Raw genomic sequence first — 20,576 nt, 5'->3', positions numbered from 1 at the left:
CCGAGCACGAAACGGTCTTGCGAACATCACTCGAGCCCGCCGCGGACAACGGGCCGCTGTCGAACGTCCGCTGGCGCGCCGGCCCTGCGGACGGGCAGCCCTCGACGGTCACCGCCCAAATAACCTGTCGCCGTACGGCAACGAAGGCGTATCCACTCATCCCCCACCACGATCAACACGCGATCCATCGCAGCGCCCGCAGAGTGAGCCGGAAGCCAGGCATCAACTGCAGGTTCCCTGCAATCAAAGGCTACCTGTGAAGGTTGTGTGTGGGAGCCAACGGCCATGGGCTCACGCAGCGACCGAGAGGGGGCCGGCCCCGGAGCCGAGCGAGCGAAGGATCCGCGCCTCCTCCTTCCGGGCGACGGAGGGAGGGATTCGGCCGTTGACGCGGCGGAGGGCGAGCCGGGCAAAGGCGTCGGCGGTTTCGTTGAGGTCGTGTCCGATATGGCCTTTGAGCCAGCGGACCTGGACGCGGTGGCGGTGGCGCAACAGGCGGTCCATCAGCTGCCGGCTCTCCGGGAAGAGGAGGATGCGGTGGGCGGCTGTCGGGTCGGCGGAGCGCAGGGCCATGTCGACTACGTCGACTGCCTGGGCGCTGTCGCACAGGAGGACTACGGGTGCATCCTCGTGGTGCTCGAGGAGGCTGAGGGCGGCCGCACAGATACCAATGACTTCGGCTTCGCCGCTGCTCGAGGCCAGGGAGTCGCCGTATCCGGTGGTCCCGTCTTCGGCAGCCCAGCCGTAGCCGCACAGTGCGGACTCGTCACCGACGCCGGCGTCGGCGACGGCCACGACCGCGGTGTCGGGAAGGTCGGCGAGCACGGCGTAGCGGTCCACGTCGGCCGGAACCGTTGCCGTCGGATGTTCGCCGTCGCCGTCCTCGCCCGTGTCGGCAGGATGGGCGTCGGCGAGGAGGGCGGCGAGAGCGCGGTGACAGCGCGGGCAGCCATCGGCCTGTTCGGGGCAGTGCGCCTGGTGCCTCACCGTCAGCTCACGCACGCTGTGCCACAACTCAGGCTCGGCATCGGCGAAGCGCGCCAGAGCCGCGGCGCGACACTGCGCGATGAGCTCCGCGAAGGGCCCCGTGGTCGCGCAGGCCCACATCCGGTCGTGGAGTTCCGTGACCCGGAGCAGGGCTTCGCGGGAGCGGGCAGCGAGAACCGCGGTGTCCTGGTAGGCATCGTCCAGAGCGTCAAGTCGGGTGCGCCGTACGGAGAGAGAGCAGGCGAGTGCGTCCCGTTCGGCCTGGCCGATCGCGTAGCGGCCCCAGGCCAACGCGGAACGGCCATGGCGGCTCCACCGTTCGACCACCGCGTCGTGCGGGAGGTACGGGTTCTCGTCCTCCCGGGCATCGCGCAGGAGGGCCTGGACGAAGGCCTCGTCGTCGCAGTCCCGCAGTTCACGCACCGGTGCCGGCAGTTCATCGCCTGCCGTTTTCCGGTCCGAGGCCCACCGGGCGAGGTCGCTCTCCGGCGCCTGCGGTGTGCCGTCCGGCAGTCCCTTGTCACGGAGTTCCTGCCGCAGGGCCTCGGCGAAGGCCGCCGGGGAGGCCCCGCGCGCCACCCTCAGCTCCAGCATGTCCACCGGCCAGGAGCGGCCGGCGAGGCGGCGGGCACGCTGCTCCTTGTACACGGCCTCCGCCTGCGAGCGGGCTCGTCGCACCTTGCGCGCGTGCGCTCGCAGCCGTCGCAGCCGCTCGGGGGGCTGCGCCGAGAGTTCCGCGTGCCGGACGGCCCCGCGAGCGAGGACCTCGGCGTGAGCGAGAGCGATGGTGATGGGACCGGCGAGCGAAGCGTGTTCCAAGGCCGCGGCGATCTCCGGAGCGCAGATCCCGTTCATTCGTGCGAGGACGGCCTCCTGCAGGCCGGTGAAGTCGTCGGCGAAGCGACGGATCAGCTGTGGGTGCTCGATGATCGTCACGATGGCCTTCCGGGTCGCGTGTGGTGGTGAGCGGGCCGCACATGTGGTGCGATCGGGCGTGAGTGCGGGCGGGCCCGTGGGCGCGGCACCGATGGGCACCCGATGGCGGCGGAGGCATGAGCCGCCGTGTGGGGGAGACGACGACGGCACCCGGCAGGGTCCCGTCCGCGGTCCGGGCTACTGCACGTGGCCGATGAAGATGGCCGTGCGATACCAGCCGGAGCCGGAGGTGTCGGTCGGCGTGATCTCGATCTGGGCGCTCCTGGCCGCCTTGGGGAACACACAGGCCGCCTTCCAGGTCTGCGACTTGCCCGGCAGCAGGTGCGCGTCCGGCATGCCGTTGAAGCCGGCGCCCGTGTCGAAGATCTCGTCGTCTCCGTCCGGGCAGGACAAGCTGACCATGCTCAGGTCGATCGAGGACTTCGAGGCGTTCTGCATGGTGACGGAGAAGGCCAGGTAGGCCTTGCCGGACGGGCTGGCGTACTCACCGGAAGTGCCCCGGCTGAAGCCGCTCAGGTGCGCCTTGACACCGTTGTTCCACGTGGCGGTCTTGTCCAGCGCGACGGTGAAGGTGTCACTGTCGGAGTCGTCCTGGGTGTCCTGCGCGTCCTCGGCGCTCTGGGTGTCCTGCAAGGCGCTGACGGTGGCCGCCGGCGGCGCGGTGTCGGTCTGGGTGCCGCCGATGGTGGAGCAGGCGCACAGGGAGCAGCCCACGGCTGCCGCGACCACGGCGAGGACGGTCCTGCGCAGGCAGGTCAGAGGTCCCGCGATCAGCACGCGGGACGTTGAGGCACCGTGGGTGAGCCGCGCACCGCGCCGCTGCCGGGAACCGCCCGTGGACGTGGCGGAGACGGCGTACGGGCGCGAAGGGGAGGGAGCGGAAGGCGTGCTGGGGACGTTCGGGTAGCTCATGAGGCCATTCCTTGTGTGGAAGTGGACTGACGGGTGGCGGGAGGAGAGGGCGCGCACGCTGACGGAAGCAGAGAGCCGCCGCGCCCGGGACCGGCCAGACCGAGCTGGTCCCGGGCGCGGCATCGCAGCCTGAACGCCGGGGATACGTGGGTGCGGGAGCCGCGGGCCGTGCCCCGCGGGTGGGCCCCGTCCGGAGAGCAACGACACCAGAGCGACCGCCCCGTACTTCAGCCACTGTCTGCGGCTGCGAGCGGGCTTTCCAGGGCCGGTGGGTGTGCCGAGACCGAACGGGCCGGCACCCTGCGGGCTGTGGTCGGGCGGCGGGGGAGGCGGGTGGAAGGTCTTGGCGTGCTCCGTCTCCTGGGTGCGTGCGACGCGGGTGGGTGACGTGATGGCCGCCGCAGGACCGGGCGCTCATCGGTGGCTAGTCAGGCCGTGGTCGCGCGCCGGGGTTCAGAAGCCGCGAATCCTGCGGCCCGCCTCGGTCGCCGGGTAGAGGATCGCCTCGGCGACCCGGCCGCCGGAGTCCTTGACGCCTCCACTGAAGTTGAGGCGCCCCGAGGTGCCGGTCTTCGCGGCGACCCCGTCCCAGTACTTCGCCTCCCGCTCCCAGTGGACGCCGTCGAGGAGGCGTACCAGGTCGTCCGTGCGGAAGGCGGACGCCGGGTCGCTCCACGGCATGGTGTGGTGGACGGCGATGCCGATGCCGGCGAGGACGGCGGGCGCGGTGATGGCGCTGCGCTCGGTGAAGTCGCGGGCATGGCGGGCGATCAGCTGCCCGAGGATCGGTACGACGGCGGATTCCACCTGCTCGGGCCCGTACTCCGTCGGCAGTTCGTCCTCGTGCAACGACTCGGCGGACCGCTGGAGTCCGTTCCGGCCGTAGATCGCGGTGACGACGAGGGCGCGCAGCGCGGAGAGGGTGACGACCTCGCGGTCGCTCGCGGACACCTGCCGCTTGCTGGCGTTCACCAGCCGCGCGAAGGGAATGCGCTGCCCGTCGACGTCGACCCGCACCGAGTCGGCGACCATGTGCGCGAGCCGGGTACCGAAGTCGCGCTGGTCCATGGACATGGCGAGGTTCTTGGCGACGGCCACGCCCTCGACGTTGCGGTCGTAGAAGATCTGCCGCGCATCGGCCGGGGACAGGTCGACGTACAGCTCGAACGGAAGGCGCACCTGGGCGAGTTCCGGGTACGTCAGGCCGTACGCCTCGGGGTTGTCGTAGAGGTCGTGCCAGGCGGTGGTCTGGGTCTCGCCGTCGATGGCGATGACCATCGAGCCCGGCGCGATGGTGAGGGTGCGCAGGCCGCTGCCGGGGACGAGTTCGTCGCTGAGCGCGGCGAGCGGTCCGGCGTGCCACAGGGTGACCGGCGGCGTGGACCAGGCGACGCCGAGCTCGCCCTTGAGGCCGGCGGCGATGTACTCGGCGTACGGGCCGACGTTCTTGCCCTTCTGCGAGGACTTCAGCGTGCGCTGCACGGTGGCCCGCAGTTCGGCGTGCCGGCGCACCAGGCCCGAGGCGGCCTTCAGCCTGCGCGGGTCCTCCTCGGCGCGCGGCGACGGCACGAGCTGGACGAGCGCGGGCACGGACATCGTCCCGACGACGGCGTCGTCGCGGAACGGGATGACGGTGAGCTGAGTGCCTTCGACGACAGGGGTCGGCATGGTCAGGCGCATGGAACTCCCCCCGGAGATCAGTCGCTTCCACTCGGAAGCAACTCCAGAGAAGCACATCAGCGAAAGCGTCGTCAAACGCGGAGCTAGACTTGACGAGTGCTGTAGGTTGTTAGCTGTTCACTACCGAGAGGCTCAGGACTCCCGCAATGTCGCAGCCATCCGCGCAGGTCACCGCCGCAGAGATCTCCCGCATCGCGGGGGTCACGCGCGCCACGGTCAGCAATTGGCGCCGTCGGCACGAGGACTTTCCCGCGCCGTCCGGCGGTACGGACAGCAGTCCGCTGTACGACCTGGAGTCCGTGCGTGCCTGGCTCGCCTCGCGCGGTCACGTGTCGGCGGCGAGCCCGTCGGAGGAGCTGCGCACCACCTTGCGTCTGCGCGCGCAGAGCGGCGGCGGTACGTCGGAGGACCTGCTGCTCCTCGTGCTCGCGGCGGGCCGCTCGCCGGAGGAACTGACGGCCACCGCTGCGCTGCCGGACGCGGACCTCGCCGCCCGCGCACAGCGCGATGCGGCCTCCGTGGCCGACGCCGTGCCGAACGCGGACGCGGTCCGTTTCGAGGCGGGCGACGCGGCGGTGCTGCGCGCGCTGTACGCATGCGTACGCGACGAGGGCGGCCAGGCCGCGCTGAGCGTGCTCGCCGAACGGGAGTTGGAGGAAAGCGCGGCGTCCGGCGCCTACCGCACTCCTGCACCGCTCGCGGACCTCATCGCCCGCCTGATCCCCGGCTCGCCGGCCCGCGTACTCGACCCGGCCTGCGGCAGCGGCACCCTCCTGGCGGCCGCCGCCCGCCGGGGCGTGCGCGAGCTGTACGGCCAGGACACGCTTCCGGTGCAGGCCCGGCGCAGCGCCGTGAGCCTGATGCTGACGGCTCCGGAGGCAGAGGTCACCGTGCGTGCCGCCGACAGTCTCCGCGCGGACGCGTTCCCCGAACTGCTCGCCGACGCGGTGCTGTGCAACCCGCCGTACGGCGTCCGGGACTGGGGCCACGACGAGCTGGCGTACGACCCCCGCTGGGCGTATGGCGTACCGGCCCGCGCCGAGTCGGAGCTGGCGTGGGTGCAGCACGCCCTCGCCCACCTGACACCGGGCGGCTACGCGGCCCTGCTCCTGCCGCCGGCCACGGCCGGCCGCGCGTCGGGGCGTCGCGTACGGGCGGAGCTGGTACGCAGCGGGGCGCTGCGCGCAGTGATCGCGCTGCCGGCGGGCGCGTCGGTGCCCTTGCACGTCGGACTTCAGGTGTGGGTGCTGCAACGGCCCGAGCCGGGCGGGCCCGAGCGCAAGTCGGTGCTGTTCGTGGATACGGCGACGGATACGTCGGCGGCGGCCGGGCACGGTGGGGCGGCGGTGACCGCGCGGACGAGGGGTGGGAGCCGATCCGCGTCCGTGGACTGGGAGGGGATCACGGCGCGTGCCCTGAGTGCATGGCGGGCCTTTGTGGAGAGCCCCGACACGTTCGAGGGCGAACCCGGTGTGGCGCACGCGGCCGGCGTGGTCGACCTGCTGGACGACGTGGTGGACCTGACCCCTGCGCGGCTCGTACGGGCGTCACGGGTCGATGTCGATCCGGCGGAACTGTCGGCCGAGGTCGACGCCACACGCCGGGATCTCGTCAAGGCCGCGAAGTCGCTCGCGCGGGTGGCCGGGCAGGAGGAGTGGAGCGCCGCGGGCGCAGCGGCACGTGAGTGGCGTACGGCGACTGCGTCCGACCTCGCTCGCGGTGGGGCGCTCACGCTGCTGCGGACGGTGCCCGAGGGTGCGCGTGGGCGCGCGGAAGGTGGGGGCGGGGGACGGGCGGGTGCCCGCGCGGTGCTCACGGATTCGGACATCGCGCGTGGGTCCGGGCCCACGGGCGATCCGGCAGAGCTGCGCAGCGACACGGCGCCTGTGATCGCCGTCGGAGATGTCCTCGTACGCGCGGTCGTGAGCGGCGACGGCTCGATGACCCGGGTCGCGGGCGAGGAGGACGCGGGCGCGCTGCTCGGCCTCCACGTCCACCTCTTCCGGCCGGACCCGGCCCGCCTGGACGCCTGGTTCCTCGCCGGTTTCCTGGGCGCGGAGGAGAACATCGCGGGCGCGTCGACGGGCAGTACGGTCCTGACGGTCAGCCCGGGCCGGCTGCGCGTGCCGCTGCTGCCGCTGGAGGAGCAGCGGCGGTACGGGGAGGCGTTCCGGCACGTACACGAGCTCCGGGCGGAGGCGCAGCGGGCGACACTGCTGGCGAAGGAGACGGCACGGCTACTGGCAGGCGGGCTGACCGGGGGGCAGCTCCTCCCGTCCCGGGACGTGACGCCATAGGTGGCACCACCACCAACCGAAACCCTCCACAAGTTCTTCACCTGCAGAGGTTGATATCTCCATCCCGCAATCTCCGTACCTGACCCCGACCGCATCCACTACCGTGTCTCCAGGCGCGCATCGCGGCTGATCGGACGCTCGCCCATGACCGAATTTCGAGGACACACGTGCAGATCACGCCCCTGAACCCCGAGGACCCGCTCTCGCTGGGCGACTTCGAGCTCCTCGGCCGGATCGGCCAAGGTGGTATGGGCCAGGTCTTCCTGGGTGAGTCGCTCGGCGGTGAGCCCGCCGCGGTGAAGGTGATCAAACCGTCGGTCGTGGACTCCGAGTCCCGCCAGCGGTTCGCGCAGGAGATCGAGGTGCTCAAGACCATCTGGGGTCCACGCATCGCGGCGTTCCTGGGAGCCGAGTCGGAGGCGGAACAACCGTGGCTGGCCACGGAGTACGTGGACGGCCCGGACCTCGCGCGACACGTCAATACGCACGGACCGCTGCCGTCCGTCCTCACCGCGGCGCTCGGCGCGATCCTCGCCGAGGCGCTGTCGGCCGTGCACACCCAGGGCCTGCTCCATCGTGACCTCAAGCCGGCCAACGTCCTACTCGGACCGAACGGCCCGAAGATCATCGACTTCGGCCTGGCCGCGTTCACCGAGTCGACCATCTCCCTCACCGCCCCCCATCAGGTCGTCGGCACCCCGATCTGCATGGCTCCGGAGCAGGCCGCGGGCGTGAAGCCGCTGACGGCAGCCGTGGACGTGTACGCGCTGGGCGCGCTGCTGCTCTTCGCCGTGACAGGGCACTATCCGCATGAGGCGGCCACCCCGTACATGGTGTTCCACCTCGTCACGGACCCGGGCACGGCACCGGATCTGTCCGGCGCGCCGAGCGAACTGCTGCCGCTCCTGACCGGCATGCTCGCCAAGAGCGCCGAGGACCGGCCGTCGCTGACCGATGTGGTGCAGCAGTGCCGCTCGGTGATCGAGGCCCAGGGCATGAAGATCGCCCAGGCGCGGCGCAGGCTCACCGCGCACACGGCTGGGCAACGGCACAAGGCGGCACCCGCCGACGGCGCCCCCACCATCCCCTGGCCCGCCCCCGCGAGTGACACCCCGGGCACGGAGATCATCCCGGCCGACCTGGAAACGCCGCTCCCGTCCGACGCCCCGGCGACCTCCCCCACCCTGGTCGAGACGCCTGGCCCCGCCGAGCCTCCGGTTCATGACTCCCCCGGCACTCTGTCTCCCGCCTCGCGGGATCACTCCGACGGCTCCCGACGTGATCAGCCGGCGCCGGGCCGCCCGCCCACGGCGTCCAGGCGGCCCAAGGAGGGAACGCACACGCTGCGCCACTCCGTACAGGCCCGCAAGACGGCAGAGCGTCTCCGTGCCGCGTATGCGGCGAAGGCTCCGTTCTGAGACCCGCAGCCGGCCGGCCGGGCCGAGCCGCACGATCACTCCCTCCGACCACACGTCCCACCGGTTCGACCGTGACCCCATCGGCCACCGCCACGGGACACATCCACTCCATGAACACGAACGCCCAGGAGGCACCCGCGTGACCGCCGACTTGAGCACCGCTCCCGCGACGAGCGTCGAGGACGCCCTGTTCCCGCCAGGCGCCCAGATCCTCGTACGGGACGAGGTGTGGCTGGTGCGCAACGCGACGCGGACCGAGCACGACGGCGCCCGGATCGAGGCCGTCGGCGCATCGGACTTCGTACGCGACCAGGAGGCGGTGTTCTTCACCGGGCTTGACCGGATCGAACTGCTCGACCCGAGGCGGACCCGCCTGGTGCGGGACGACTCGCCGACCTTCCGCCGCTCGCGCCTGTTCCTGGAGGCGGTCCTGCGCAAGACGCCGCTGCCGCAGGCCGAACGGGGCCTGGCGCTCGCGGACTCCTTCCTCCTGGATTCGCTCCCCTATCAGCAACGTCCCGCCCAGCTCGCCCTGTCGGGCCGCAACCTGCGCCCCCGCATGCTCATCGCGGACGTCGTCGGCCTCGGCAAGACCCTGGAGATCGGCCTCACCCTGGCCGAGCTGATCCGCCGCGGCCGCGGTGAGCGCATCCTCGTCGTCACCCCGCAGCACGTCCTGGAGCAGTTCCAGCACGAGCTGTGGACGCGGTTCGCGATCCCGCTGGTGCGCCTGGACTCGGTGGGCATCGAGCGGATCCAGCGGGAGATCCCCGCGGGCCGTAACCCGTTCACGTACTTCAAGCGTGTCATCGTCTCCATCGACACGCTCAAGAACACCGACCAGTACAAGCACCACCTGGAGCGGATCAACTGGGACGCGGTCGTCATCGACGAGTCGCACAACCTCATCAACAAGGGTTCCCTGCGCAACCAGTTGGCCCGCACGCTGGCCCCGCACACGGACGCCCTCCTGCTGGCCTCCGCGACCCCGCACAACGGTGACGCCCGTTCCTTCGCCGAGCTGATCTCCCTGCTCGACCCGGCCGCGATCCGCGACCCGGAGCACTACCGCGCCGAGGACATCAAGCACCTGTTCATCCGCCGCACCAAGGTCAGCCCCGAGGTGCGGGAGCAGATGAAGGGCCAGTGGGCGGACCGCGGCCCCTCCCGCTCGGTCCGGGTGACGGCCACCCCCGCCGAGGAGAAGATCTTCGAGGAGCTGGCCGCGGTCTGGCTGCCGTCCGACGGTTCGAAGTCGGTCAGCGACGTCCCCCTGTTCCCGTACACGCTGCTGAAGTCCTTCCTCTCCTCCCACGCGGCGCTGAAGGCCACGGTCACCACGCGGATCAAAACGCTGGAGAAGAAGAACGCCCCGGAGTCGACGGCCGCCGAACTCGCCGCCCTGCACCGGCTCCTGGAGCTGTCCTCCGGCATGACGGAGGCGGACTCGGGCAAGTTCGGGGCCCTGCTGGAGCAGCTGCGGGAGATCGGGGTCGGCCCGAAGTCCGACACCCGGGTCGTGGTCTTCTCCGAGCGTGTGCAGACCCTGGAGTGGCTGGCGCGGACCATGCCGCAGGCCCTCGGTTTCAAGGGGAAGGCCGCCCAGGAGGCGGCCCGGGTCATGCACGGCGGCCTGTCCGACGAGCAACAGATGCAGTGCGTGGAGGACTTCGGCCTCGCGGACACGCCCGTACGCATCCTGTTCACCGGCGACGTCGCCTCCGAGGGCGTCAACCTGCACCGCCAGTGCCATCAGCTCGTCCACTACGACGTGCCCTGGTCGCTCATCCGCATCGAGCAGCGCAACGGCCGCATCGACCGCTACGGGCAGGCGCACCAGCCGCAGTTCCAGGCGCTGATCCTCACCAGTTCCGTCGACGGGGCCAAGGACGACACGCTCGTCGCGGAGCGCCTGCTGGAGCGCGAGGCGCAGGCCCACCAGTCGCTGGGCACGGCGGAGGCGGTGTCCGGCCTCTACCGGGCGGAGGCCGAGGAGAAGTCCCTCATCCAGGACCTGCTGCGGGGCCGCACCGTGGACGAGTCCCTGGACACCGACCGCGCGTCTGGAGCCGGCCCCGACGAGGCCGTGGACGACTTCCTCGCCGACTTCTTCGGCGCCGTGAACGACGAACCGGAGGAGGACACCGCCCCCTCCGGCGTGGGCGGCGGCGACGGCACCGCGGCGGTGCCCAGGGCTGACGTGCCCCGGCTGTTCGCCTCCGCCCGCGAGTTCCTGGACGAGGCGCTGCGCGAGGTCTACCCGGACGCCCACGACCGGCTGGACCTGTCCGCCGACCCCGAGACCGGCCTGCTCTCCTTCGTCCCGCCCTCCGACCTGGCCCACCGCCTCAAGGCGCTCCCCCCGGACTACGTCCGTGAGCAGGGTCTGCGCGACCGCCTGAAGGTCACCTTCAACCGGCGCCTCGCCGACCACAGCCTCACGCGCGCCCGCGCCTCGGCCACCTCCAGCTGGCCCGACATCTCCCTGCTGACCGACCTCCACCCGGTCATGGAGTGGCTCACGGACAAGGTTCTCGTCCGCCTGGACCGCCAGGAGGCCCCGGTGCTGACCGCCGACGTGTCCCGGCCCACCTACCTCGTCCAGGGCATCTACTCCAACGCGCTCGGCCGGCCGACCGTCGTCAAGTGGATGGCGGTCACCACGGACGGCGAGGTCGACGACGACATGGTGGCGGTACTGCGCCGCGCGAAGGTCGGTCCGACGATGGCGAACCCGGGCCTCGCCCACGACACGACCCGCCTCGCCGAGGCGATCCCCGGCGTCCTGGACAGCGCGGAGGCGTTCCTGGAGCAGCACCGCGAGGCGTGGGACGAACCGCTTCGCGCCCCCATCGAGGAGTACAAGACCCGCCTGGGCTCCTGGGAGCAGCCGACGCTAACGGGCGGCGGCTCCGCCCCCACCGGCACTCGCGAGCGTCTCGCCTCCCTCGCGGACTCCCTCCTCACCACCGGCCGCCCGATGCTGCGCGTACTCGCCGTCCTTGCCCCGGCCACCACCCACGCCGTCTGACCCATCACCCAGAGGTTCACCACGATGACGTTCGACTCCCTGGTCAACCGCGGCGACTACTTCTCCGCGCACTACCTCGCCGAGGTCCTCCCCAAGGACCTCAAGTCCGGTCTGCTCGCCCAGTGGAAGCAGCGCGAGGAGGACGCCGCCGGCACCGAGCGTCCCGAGGGCGCGCTGCCCATCACCCCGCGCACGGGTCTACGTGCCCTGCGCCGCCCGTACTTCGCGGCCCGTTCCTACTTCACGATGGACGAGGAGCAGGCGGCCACCGGCGACGACGCCGTGACGTACGACGCCCCGGAGTGGCGCGACCGCGTCCGCGCCCTCAACGCGGAGGTGCTGCGTGCCCTCGGCTTCGACACCAAGCCGGGCACGCTCACCGTCGTCCGCGCCGACCAGTCCCACGAGGTGACCGTCGCCCACGCGGAGAAGGACCTCGTCGCCCTGGACTGCGGCTGGTCCGCCGAGCCCGACGACGCGCTGGACCCGGACGGCGCGGGCCGCCTCCTGCACGAACTGCGCCTGGACGGCCAGCACACGATCGCCACCGGCTCCAAGCTCGCCTCTTTCCTCTTCGCCTGCGAGGACGCCCCCCGCTACGTCCTGCTGCTGGTCGGCGGTGTCGTCGTGCTCGCCGACCGCGCGGCGTGGGGCGAGGGCCGCTACCTGGCGGTGTCTCTGGACACGGCGCTGGAACGCAACGACACCAAGGCGGGCGGCGAACTCGACACGGTCGCCGCCCTGTTCGGCGCCGACTCGCTGCGCACCCCGGAGGAGGGCGGCGAGAACCCCCTCGCCACGCTCGTCGACAAGTCGACGAAGCACGCGGTGGGCGTCTCCAGCGAACTGCGCGACGGCCTGCGGATGAGCGTCGAGTTGATCGCCAACGAGGTCCTGGACCGGCTGCGCGAGGCCGGCGTCCGCCCGGAGGAGGTCAAGGAACTCTCCGAGTTGGGCCGCCAGTTGACCCGCGAGTCGCTGCGCTACCTGTACCGCGTCCTGTTCCTGCTGTACGCGGAGGCCCGCCCCGAGCTGGGCATCCTGCCCTCGGACTACCCCGAGTACCAGATGGGCTACGGCCTGGGGCGCCTGGGCGAACTGATCGCCGAGCGGGACCTGGTCGACGAGAAGTCCCGCAACGGCTTCTACCTGTACGAGTCGCTGGACCTCCTCTTCCGCAAGGTCCAGGAGGGCTACCGCCCGCGCCGCACGCACGGGGTGGACGCGGAGCCGGCCGAGGCCGTGACCGCGAAGACCTCGGAGGACCTGGGGCTGCGCTTCGAGCCGCTGCACTCGAAGCTGTTCGAGCCGGACGCGATCCGGCTGATCGGGCGGAACGCCGTCCCGGACCCACGCGTCGACACCGAGGCCGAGGCCGAGGCTGGTACAGATGGCGGGGAGCGCTTCATCGACACCCGCCTGCGCAACGAGACGCTGTACCGGGTGCTGCGCCTGCTGATGCTGACGCGCGGCAAGAAGCGCGAGCGCGGCGGCTTCATTTCCTACGCTCAGCTGGGCATCAACCAGCTCGGCGCGGTGTACGAGGGCCTGATGTCGTACTCGGGCTTCGTCGCGGGCGAGGAGCTGTACGAGGTCGCGAAGCACGGTGACCCGAAGGACGGCTCGTGGCTGATCCCGGCGACGAAGGCCGACGAGTACTCCGACGAGGTGTTCGTCCGGGACAAGGACGAGGACACCGGCGAAGAGCGCCGCGTGCGGTACGCGCCGGGCGAGTTCGTGTACCGCCTGTCGGGGCGTGACCGCCAGACGTCGGCCTCGTACTACACGCCGGAGTCCCTGACCCGCGTGACCGTTCAGCTCGCGTTGCAGCACCGCCTGGACCAGGACGACACGGTCACCGAGGCGCGCGAGCTGCTCGACTGGAAGATCTGCGAGCCGGCGCTCGGCTCGGGCGCGTTCCTCAACGAGGCGATCAACCAGGTCGCGGCGGAGTACCTTCGGCGCCGCCAGGACGAGCTGGGCGTCGCCATCGACACGGAGAAGTACGCGGTCGAACTCCAGAAGGCCAAGGCGTACATCGCCCTGCACAACTCCTACGGCGTGGACCTCAACGACACGGCGGTGGAGCTGGCGGAGGTGTCGCTGTGGCTGAACACCATGCACCCTGGCATGGAGGCCCCGTGGTTCGGCCTGCACCTTCGGCGCGGCAACTCGCTGATCGGCGGCCGTAGGGAGGTGTACTCCGCCGAGCGCCTGAAGAAGGGCGGCTGGCTTGGCACGACGCCGGAACGCTTCCCGCTGTCGGAGGCCCTGGCGGGCACCCCGCTGCCCGAGGGCGCGGTGCACCACTTCCTCCTCCCGGCGAAGGAGTGGGGCGCGGTCGCGGCCGAGAAGGAGGCCAAGGCGCTGGCCCCGGCGGAGGCGAAGGCGCTCGCCGCCTGGCGCAAGGCGATCACCAAGTCCCCCAACGCCACGCAGACCAAGCGGTTGCAGGGCCTGGCGAGGCGGGCGGAGTACCTGTGGGGGCTGGTCGTCCGCCGGCTGGAGATCTCCGAGCGGGAGATCTCGCGGCGGGTTGATGTGTGGGGCGCGGAGGACGGCTGGCTGCGCTCACCCGAGGTCGCGGTTCCGAGGGAGAAGGTCAAGGCCGACCTGGAGGCGGTCGACACCCCGTACTGGCGCCTGAAGACGCTGATGGACGCGTGGTGCGCGCTGTGGTTCTGGCCCGTGCAGGAGGCTGCGCTGCTGGATGGTTCACACGAGTCGTACGCGCGAGCGGCGGAGGTTGCGTCCCAGTCGGCGGGGTGGGCCGTGTCGACGGCCCCGGTCCCAGCCCAGTCGGGCGCGCCCGCGCGGGAGACGTACGAGTCGGAGGACCTGTTCGGCGGGGTCGAGGTCGTCGAGGTCAAGTCGAAGCGTGCGCGGAGTGGTAGCCGCAAGGAACAGATCCGGGGCGAGCGCCGCCCGGTGATCGCGCTGGCCTCGCTGGACAACTGGCTGGACTTCGCCGAGTCGCTGCTGGGCACACAGGACGTGGCTGCGGACTCGTTGGTGGCTCACTTCGACACGCTGGATGAACTGGAGCGGTACGAGGACGAATTGCCCGAGTGGATGGGCATGGAGCGGTTCTTCTCGCTGGCGTCGCGGTATCCGTGGGCGGCGGTCGCGAAGGACGTGGCCAAGCGGCAGGGCTTCTTCCACTGGGAGTTGGAGTTCGGGCAGGTCTTCGGTGGGCGGGGCGGGTTCGACCTGCAAGTGGGGAATCCTCCTTGGGTACGGCCTCGGTGGCAAGAAGACGGAGTTCTGGCCGAACTGGAGCCGTGGTTCATGCTGGCGGAGAAGCCAAGCGTGTCTGACCGGCGCCTTCGCAAGGAGGACACGCTCAAGGAGGCAGCCGATTCCCTGAGCTACTTCCTGAGTGAACTGTCAGCCAACAGCGGCACCATGGCCATACTGGGCAGCATCACTACCTACCCGCTGCTGGCAGGGACACAGCCCGACCTATATCGAGCCTTCATGTGCCGAACCTGGGATCACGGCAGCCTTCTCGGAATAACTGGACTCATCCACCCAGACAGCCATTTCAGTGGCGCCAGAGAGGGGGTAGTACGCGCTGTCGCATATCAACGGCTTCGCGTCCACGCGCACTTCATGAATTCCCTGCGCATTTTCGCAGAGATCAGAGACACAACTCCATTCAGTCTCCACATTTACGGCCCTGAAAGTCATGTCGACTTCACACACGTAAGTTGGCTCTTCAGCCCGACCACACTTACGGAATCACTTCTCGATGACGGGCATGGACCCCTACCAGGCCTCAAAAATGACGGCAAGTGGGACATTCGGCCACATCTTCGCCGGCTTGTGAACGTCAATCAAGACCGCCTGTCCTCATGGAATCGACTTGCCGGGGATCCAACCGTCCCTGATGTACAGGCCGTGCTACTTTCCCCCGTAACCGCCGATGAGCAGGGAGCCATCGAGACCCTGGGCTCCTTCACTAATCGCCTTACCCTCTTCTCCCCGCAAATCAGCAGCGGCTACCACGAAATCACAGCCACGAAAGACGGCCTAATCCGCTGGGGCAACCAAGATGTCGACGAACTTTCCGAAGTAATCCTACAAGGACCACACTTCGCAACGGCAACACCTTTTTCGAAACAACCGAAGATCCCTTGCCGCAGCAACAATGACTGGGCGCCCGTCTCGCCGGAGCAACTTGCAGACGGCGAGGCGCCTCGGTCGAACTACGTTCGCGCCACTGATGCCGCAAGCTTCCGTGCCGCTCAAGACCGCTGGGGCGGGGAGCCGTACACCGAGTATTTCCGTATGGCATGGCGTGTGATGATTGCCTTCAACAGCGCCCGAAGTCTGCATGCCGCCATCATTCCTCCGGGTCCTGCCCACACCCACGGGGTGCACTCAGCGGCTCTGGCCAACAACTACCTCACAGCCTTGAACGCTGGATTCTGGGCTTCGCTTCCGCTGGATTACCTCCTACGTATTACCGGCCGAGCCAATCTCACGACGGGCGAAGCCAGGAAAATGCCCGCTCCTGAGCCAAACCATCCCCTCGCCCATGCCCTACTGCTACGCACGCTGCGGCTAAATGCCCTTACCCGCGCCTACGCGCCTCTCTGGGAAGAATTGTTTCACCCCGCCTGGTCCGGCTACGAGGATTGGGCCAACCCGGACTGGCTGAACCTTGAACCGCTCGCCGCGCGGCTCAAGCCGACTTGGGAGGGAGACTCGCCTTTGCGTACGGAGTACGAACGCCGAGCCGCCCTCGTCGAGATCGACGCCCTTGTGTCGGTCTGGCTCGGTATCACCGCCGACCAGCTCGTGGCCATCTACAAAACTCGCTACCCAGTCCTCTCCGACTACGAGTCAGAGACGTACTTCGATGTGAAGGGTCGCAAGATCGCCGCAAATCACAACTCCTACGGCTACGGCCAGACCAAGCAGGACTACCTCGACCTGTTGGCCCACCTGGAGAAGCCGGAGACCGCCCCACCGCCCATGGGCTACACCGCCCCCTTCTACAAGGCCGACCGCGAAGCCGAGATGCGCGCCGCACACGCCCACTTCCAAGCTCGCCTGGACAAGGAGATCGCCGCCGGCCGCTGGACTCCGCCCGGGAGCCATGAGGTCTGAGTGTCGTTCCTCATAGCGGCGGTCGGCGCTTCCCTGCAAGGAGGACCGACCGTCGCGACCCGCCGTACAGCTCCACTCGCCTGGCCATCAGGCGGGCGGGTTCACACGGCAACAAGCTCAGATCGTCTCAAGCAACGCCGACCATGCCGCAGTGCTGACCTTCAGTACGGGCCCATCCTGAGCGGCCCGCTTCGAGTCACGCACGTGCACAGCGGTCGCCTCCAATGCGACCTCAACACATTCGCCGCCCGCGCCGCTGCTGTAGCTACTCGTGAACCAGCACGGTTCCGAGCGGGGCTGAAGGCCCACGTCTTCGGTGTTCATAGGTCTCCCAACAGCTTCTGTACGAATGCCAGTGATTCCGAGGGCGTCAGGCCCTGAGCTCGCAAGATGCCGTACCGTTCTTCGAACCCCCGGACCACCGGCCGCTCGCTGTAGAGGTGGCTGTGCTCGTTCACCTCCACATAGGCGATCCTCTGCGCCTTGCTCGTCTCCATCAAGGTGAACGGACCGCCCATCCCGGCATGTTGGCGACGGTCGGTCGGCATGACCTGGATCTCAACGTTACGCAGTTGACCGTACAAGAGGACCTGCTCCAGTTGCGCCCGCATCAGCGCGCGCCCACCCAGCGGCCGACACAAAGTGCTCTCCTCGATGACGAAGCTGATCGTCGGCATCGGCCTGCGCGTGAACAGCTCCTGGCGGGCCAGCCGGGCGGCTACCCGCTGGTTCACAGTCTCCTCGTCCAGCAAGGGGCGCCACATCTCGAAGACAACCCGCGCATACTCCTCGATCTGCAACAACCCCGGCACGGCCTGGTTGGCATACACATGCAGCTCAACCGCCTCCGCCTCCAACTTCGCCGCATCCCGGAAGAACGCCGGGTACCGCGCCCTCGCTACCTCCTCCTTCATCACCGTCAGCAGACCCCCGGCCTCCAGCACCGCATCCGCCCGCTCGATGAACTCCGGTCTCGGGATGCGCCGCCCCAGTTCCACCGAGGTGACCATGTCCTCGCCGTAACCGAGCTTCGCACCCAATTCCCCCCGAGTCAGCCCCCGGCTCGTCCTCAGCAACCGCAACTGCTGCCCGAAGCATCGGAGGATGCCCGCCTCACCCTCACCGTGAACCGTCACCGGTGACCCCACCTCACCCACCCGCACAAAGGCGCCCGCACCGCGTCCCGCCGCAGGCACCACACCGGTCCGTCACCCACAGCTCACCCTAAAGACACGCACCGTGAATTTCGCGCCACTTGGCCCCGCTTCCCTCATACCGCGTACGAGCGCCCGCCCTCCCACGTACAGCATCCGCCTGTACACATGCACCCGCGCTGTTCACCACCACTCCTGGAACACCGTGCCGCCGTTCAAGGACGCGGGGGAGATACGAGCCGCGAACCCTTCCGCCCGAGATCGACATAATCTGAGCGTTCGCCACTTTCCGAACGAGCTGGTGGGAGCGGCTGGTGTGACACTGCACGGCCGTGCTCGTGCAGGTTGCGGCGGAAATCTGCGGTCTTGACCGGCACACGGGGGCGGCCGGTGCCGCTGTGCCGGCTCCTCCGTGGCAACGGCCCGTCGCCGCCCACGATCCGGTCCCTCGGCGCGGTCCGGGCTCGCGGAACGCACCGCGACGCGACGTACGGAACTGAACGAACTGGAAGACGAGTTGGCCAAGCAACCGGAGGAGATGCGAGTTAGCGCGACGAACTCGCCGTCCACCGAGAGACCTTGCCGCGGACGCTGATACTCAGGAACAGGAAGACCGGATCGGGCTGCTCAAGGGGTCGGGTCACGCGTCGACCGGACGTACGTGGGTGAGCCCGACCGTATCGTCGAGAGGCTCGCGGCGGACGAGGCGGTAAAGGCGGCCGACACTTTGCCGTTCACGGTGTCGAACCAACTCAAAGTTGCTTGGTGTGTGAAGCGGTTTGCCGCGGTGCAGGCGGTCATGGCGGAGGTCAAAGCATCGGCACCAGCAGCATGATAAAACGCTAGAGTTACGGATTAACGGGACGTCCGCCGACCAATATGGCGCTCACTGAGTCACGGTGTTGAGACGTCAGCGGGGTTGTCCGAACCTCGCAACCTGGCTATTCGCTTAACCGCCTGGGGGGATCCGCCATGACCGAAGCTCCGATGGACGCTGCCGAAACCGGCGGGGACGACGATGCCGACCGGAAGGTCGTCGAGCAGGAGCGGGACGAGCTGAAGAAGTTTGTCAAAGGGCTGAGCGCGGACGACATCAAGTCGGGCAACTGGTTCACCAAACTCAGCGCTCATGCCATGAACTCCTACACCGAGAAGGTCGACTGGCAGTACTTCCAGGAGCGGTACCCGGGAGTACCCGCGGATGCCATCGTCGATCAGCGGATCAAGATGGCGGCTCGGTACGCCGCGCTCGAAGGTGGGCTCTCTGCCGGGGCCTACACGGCGACCGTCGCCGCCACCATCGGGAGCGCCGGGGGTGCCTCGCCGGCGACCGTCCCGGCCGCCGTCACGACCATGATGGTCGACGTCGCGTTCATCACCCGGCTCCAACTCCGCCTGGCCTACGACGTCTCAGTCCTCTACCGGGTCCCCCTCGATCTGAACGACCCCGAGGACCTGTGGAAGCTCATCCGAGTGGCCTTCACGATCAAGAGTGGGGAAGCGGTCCGGGAAGGCGTGGCCAAGGCGGTCCCGGCCTTCGTGCGGCCGGTGATCAAGCGCTTCTACTCCGGAGAGGTACTCACCGCTGCGAAGGCGCTCCCGGTCGTCGGGAAGCACCTCCTGCAGAAGAACGTCATCAAGATCGGTATCCCTCTGGTCGGAGTTCCCCTTGCGGTGATGTTGAACCGCTATACGACGCTGCTCGCCGGGCGGCACGCGCTGGCCGTCTTCCGGAACGAGGCGCGGGTGATCGAACTCGCCGAGAATCTGAGCAAGCGGAGTCAGCACCCGGAGTTGATGCTGTGGGTCGCGTGGCTCGTCATCAGGGCGAACCGCAAGATCACCGACGATGAGGCGCTGTTGATGCGGCACCTGGTGAGGGTGGTCCGGGAGCGGCATCAGGTGGTCGACGAACAGCTCGCTCACCTTGTCGATATCGATCCCGCCGAGATATGGCGGCGCATAGACGCCGAGCCGGGGGATCTGAGCGACCTCCTCGACGTGGCCGACCAGGTGGCCACCGTGGACGGTGACGTCAACGCGCGTGAGAAAGCCGTCATCTCCGAACTCCAAGACCGCTGCCGGCGAGTCTGACCCCGCCATCCGCCGCCTCCCGCAAGGGGGAAGAGCTGACGCGTGAGCGGTGGCCTGCCGACCGTCTCGCGGCTTGGTCCTCCGGCCAGTTGGCTCTTTCCCCGCAGCGGCCCACCGCCTCATGTACAGCACACGCCCGTACAAGCGTCGCTCCTGGTGACACGCCCGACCCGGCCGCCACGCTGACCGCATGCACAGCCCTTCCTCCCAGCGGCACCGGTCCTCCGGTCCCACGATGCCCACCGAGTTCGCCATGTCCTTCACCTCCACCCCGCGAGGCGCCCGCCTGGCCCGGCTCTTCGTCTCACACTGCCTGGACTCCTGGGGCCACCCCTACGACAGCGACGTCAACGAGACACTGACCCTCATCACCGCAGAGTTGTGCGCCAACGCCGTACGCCACGGACGGGTCCCCGGCCGGGACTTCCACGTCCGCCTGACCTCCGAGGCGGACGGCGGGCGGCTTCGTCTGGAGGTGTCCGACACCCGCACGGAACGCCGGCCCGTCGTCGCCCCACCGGCACAACCCGACACCCAGTGCGGCCGCGGCCTCCTCCTCGTCACCGCCCTGGCCGACGACTGGGGCGTCACCGACCGCCGCCCCGGCCCCGGCAAGACCGTGTGGGCCGTGGTCGGCACCACGTCCGGCGGCCGGCCCAGCGCCCTTCGGCAGGCCCGACCCCGTCCCCGTGTAGACCCTCCGGCGAGTCCCTGACAAAGTTTGGCCGTGGGCACGTCGGATGTCTGCCGGCAGCCTTCGTACCTGGCTTCTGACAGGGGCTCCGCAGAACGGCGCCGCTTGCCCCAGCCAACGGGGCGGCGGCGCCGTTCTGTCCCCGGCCGTCGGGGCCGCACTCAGGTGCTTCGCCGACTGCGGCCGGGGCGAGACGTGCGGCCTTGCGCGGGTTAACGGGGTCTGCCCGGCGGCGCTGCCCGGCAGACCCTACCCCCC

Annotated in this window: 12 protein-coding genes; 7 read left to right on the top strand and 5 right to left on the bottom strand. The window is 69.4% G+C overall.

Annotated features, from left to right (window positions below):
- Positions 1-291: 291 nt before the first annotated feature.
- The 3 genes from ABZ818_RS03080 to ABZ818_RS03070 form a co-directional block, all read right to left on the bottom strand.
- Positions 292-1,923: an RNase H family protein gene (locus ABZ818_RS03080; RefSeq protein WP_361409899.1), complete on the bottom strand. Its 1,632-nt coding sequence runs from the start codon at positions 1,921-1,923 to the stop codon at positions 292-294.
- Positions 1,924-2,100: 177 nt separating this feature from the next.
- The gene (locus tag ABZ818_RS03075; protein ID WP_361409896.1) at positions 2,101-2,835 is read right to left on the bottom strand and encodes a hypothetical protein; all 735 of its coding nucleotides are present in this window, start codon (positions 2,833-2,835) and stop codon (positions 2,101-2,103) included.
- A gap of 453 nt (positions 2,836-3,288) precedes the next feature.
- Complete coding sequence (locus tag ABZ818_RS03070; protein ID WP_361409893.1) at positions 3,289-4,515, bottom strand: DNA sulfur modification protein DndB; 1,227 nt, start codon at positions 4,513-4,515, stop codon at positions 3,289-3,291.
- A 146-nt stretch (positions 4,516-4,661) separates the two neighbouring features.
- Between ABZ818_RS03070 and ABZ818_RS03065 the strand changes: the two genes are divergently transcribed.
- From ABZ818_RS03065 to ABZ818_RS03050, 4 genes are all read left to right on the top strand, one after another.
- Complete coding sequence (locus ABZ818_RS03065) at positions 4,662-6,812, top strand: N-6 DNA methylase (protein ID WP_361409890.1); 2,151 nt, start codon at positions 4,662-4,664, stop codon at positions 6,810-6,812.
- Between the two features lie 167 nt (positions 6,813-6,979).
- Entirely contained in the window at positions 6,980-8,230 is a 1,251-nt protein-coding gene (locus ABZ818_RS03060; protein WP_361409887.1) for a protein kinase, read from the top strand.
- A gap of 139 nt (positions 8,231-8,369) precedes the next feature.
- The gene (locus ABZ818_RS03055) at positions 8,370-11,261 is read left to right on the top strand and encodes a DEAD/DEAH box helicase (protein WP_361409884.1); all 2,892 of its coding nucleotides are present in this window, start codon (positions 8,370-8,372) and stop codon (positions 11,259-11,261) included.
- Positions 11,262-11,285: 24 nt separating this feature from the next.
- Positions 11,286-16,376: a class I SAM-dependent DNA methyltransferase gene (locus tag ABZ818_RS03050; protein ID WP_361409881.1), complete on the top strand. Its 5,091-nt coding sequence runs from the start codon at positions 11,286-11,288 to the stop codon at positions 16,374-16,376.
- A 117-nt stretch (positions 16,377-16,493) separates the two neighbouring features.
- Here the strand turns inward: ABZ818_RS03050 and ABZ818_RS03045 are convergent, their stop codons facing one another.
- Positions 16,494-16,700, bottom strand: a complete 207-nt coding sequence (locus tag ABZ818_RS03045) for a DUF397 domain-containing protein (protein ID WP_361409878.1) — start codon at positions 16,698-16,700, stop codon at positions 16,494-16,496.
- A complete protein-coding gene (locus tag ABZ818_RS03040) occupies positions 16,697-17,512 on the bottom strand; it encodes a helix-turn-helix transcriptional regulator (RefSeq protein WP_361409875.1) in 816 nt (271 codons plus the stop codon). The genes ABZ818_RS03045 and ABZ818_RS03040 overlap by 4 nt, the downstream gene beginning before the upstream one ends.
- A 679-nt stretch (positions 17,513-18,191) precedes the next feature.
- Between ABZ818_RS03040 and ABZ818_RS03035 the strand changes: the two genes are divergently transcribed.
- From ABZ818_RS03035 to ABZ818_RS03025, 3 genes are all read left to right on the top strand, one after another.
- Positions 18,192-18,365 carry a hypothetical protein gene (locus ABZ818_RS03035; RefSeq protein WP_361409872.1) on the top strand — a complete coding sequence of 58 codons (174 nt, stop codon included), beginning with the start codon at positions 18,192-18,194 and terminating at the stop codon, positions 18,363-18,365.
- A 137-nt stretch (positions 18,366-18,502) separates the two neighbouring features.
- On the top strand, positions 18,503-19,624 hold the full coding sequence (locus ABZ818_RS03030) for a hypothetical protein (RefSeq protein WP_361409869.1): 1,122 nt from the start codon (positions 18,503-18,505) through the stop codon (positions 19,622-19,624).
- Positions 19,625-19,814: 190 nt separating this feature from the next.
- Positions 19,815-20,339, top strand: coding sequence for an ATP-binding protein (locus ABZ818_RS03025; protein ID WP_361409866.1), 525 nt, complete (start codon positions 19,815-19,817; stop codon positions 20,337-20,339).
- Positions 20,340-20,576 lie beyond the last annotated feature (237 nt).

The organism is Streptomyces sp. NPDC047453 (assembly GCF_040643155.1).
Lineage (GTDB): Bacteria > Actinomycetota > Actinomycetes > Streptomycetales > Streptomycetaceae > Streptomyces.
Note: the sequence above shows the minus strand (reverse complement) of the source record. Positions and strands in the feature narration are given on the sequence as shown.